The sequence below is a fragment of the Pedobacter sp. 01N416 genome (assembly GCF_056399685.1).
The window spans coordinates 1-1,825 of record NZ_JBFTRT010000776.1 but is presented as its reverse complement, the minus strand read 5'-3'; the positions used below and the strand labels follow the sequence as shown (position 1 = coordinate 1,825).

At 38.6% G+C, this 1,825-nt stretch carries 2 protein-coding genes; both read left to right on the top strand.

Annotation, left to right across the window (positions count from 1 at the left end; genetic code table 11):
* The coding region (locus AC1DND_RS27010; protein WP_477585832.1) for a hypothetical protein at positions 1–1,158 on the top strand (1,158 nt) is incomplete at its 5' end.
* Positions 1,159–1,192: 34 nt separating this feature from the next.
* Positions 1,193–1,825: hypothetical protein (locus AC1DND_RS27005; protein WP_477585831.1), on the top strand; the 633-nt coding region annotated here is incomplete at its 3' end.

Here is a 1,825-nt window from a genome sequence, read left to right as displayed (position 1 = left end):
ATGCTCATCTGTAGCGCTTTCGATAAAAATGAGACATTAATTACACCAATCTACTATAAAATGAAAAAACAGTTTTTATTCTTAACATTTGTTGTTATCCTTTTTTCCTGTAAAAAAGCAAGTAAGGAACCTTTGCCGGAACCGAAAGTACTAACCCAAAATGTTTCTTTTAAAGATATCCAAAATGTCGGGAAGATTCTTTCGGATACTGAGCCTGTAGAAATAATGGTCAGCCGTACCATTAATTTACGTGATCCCCTGAGCATCGAAGTAAGCGGAACTAACCGCATGAAGTTAAGCTGCTATACTTTAAAAAGCATAAAAAATGTTGATGTTTTTGTGAAGCTAACCGGATACGAAGAGCGGATTAAACTTTTAAAAATTGACTCAATTTCTTCATTGACATCATTTGATTTACCGGTATCAATTACAGAAAAAGATGAGAAGCTGTACACCGAAAGCGGAAAATTGATAGAGGTTAAAAAGCAAACTGATCTATCTAAAGCGGYATTTTCTGTAGCGGTCGATGATCCTTTTTATAAAAAACTTAACGGAATTAAAACAGCCTGGCAATTAAATTTCAGAAAACAGCAGCAGGATATTGATAACTGGTATAGGATGAACCCATTACATGCCAGGGAGTGCATCGCCATGTTTACGAATCTGGCTTATCTGTTTTCCCAGGATGCGGCACAAAAAGCTTTCATGGATTATGAAGGTTTAATCGAAAATAATGGAAGCGTGCTGACCAAAGAAAGAAAAGAAGCGGTTTACAAAGATATTTTGACCCGTCCAAAATTAGAGACAGGCCTGGTGAGAAATGTCAGCGGACTGGGTGGAGGCAATCTAGTGGCCGGAGCTGAATATGTATTAATGAGGCATTACAATAAATCTTCAGAGGAGGAGATCCTTCATGAGCTGGGTCATGCATTAGGTTTTAGCCATAGCAGTAATATGACTTATCCTGCAAATAATAAAGCGTTCTTCTTGGCTATGCGCCMTATAATTAATGGATTGTTAACCGGTCACGAATATCCATATTGGGACTACAGGTTATTGAATACCTATAATACTTATATTGATAAGACCGGAGACTATCTGCGTGAAGGAAAGAACCCTGATGGCAGCAGACATAATGCAACCAGGTATGATTATTAGATTTATCAATTCATACAATTGATATGAGTAATCGGTGGGTGGAAATGTTGAAAAACTACTCACTGAATTGCGCTTTGTAAGGTGCGGTTCGTATTTACGCAAAACAAAAACCAAGCACCCCAGTGGAGCTTTCATGGATTTGTTGTGTTATAGAAGCCACTTAGATCCGCAGTATATGTGGTATAAGCACAACCAAGCAGATTTTGATCTCTACACCGCCTTTGCAAAGATAGGTGCAGATGCATTGAATTTGCGGGGTTTAACTTTTGATAACGGTCAGTTTTGTGGCTGGCCGTTTTTWAACCCGAAAAACCGAGGTCGCTTGCTGCAGCAGACGGACGGTGCTTACGTACAAAGAGTAGAAAAAGATTTTGAAGACACAAATACAATGGAACAGAAATATACCTGGCTATCAGCCTTCGCTGCAACCTACTATAAATCTATTAGTTATTTTGGTGATGGCATGGGCTCTATTGTTTTTCAACAGTTGCGAGAGTCAAAGGCACTTGCTTATTCAACCAGTGCTACATTTCAAACACCCGTTTATAAAAACGATCCGTACCTAATGAAAGCCATTATTGGTTGTCAAGCCGATAAAATGGAAGAAGCTATTAGTGGAATGGATTTGCTGTTAAATGACTTGCCTCATTCGGAGGATGGCATAAAT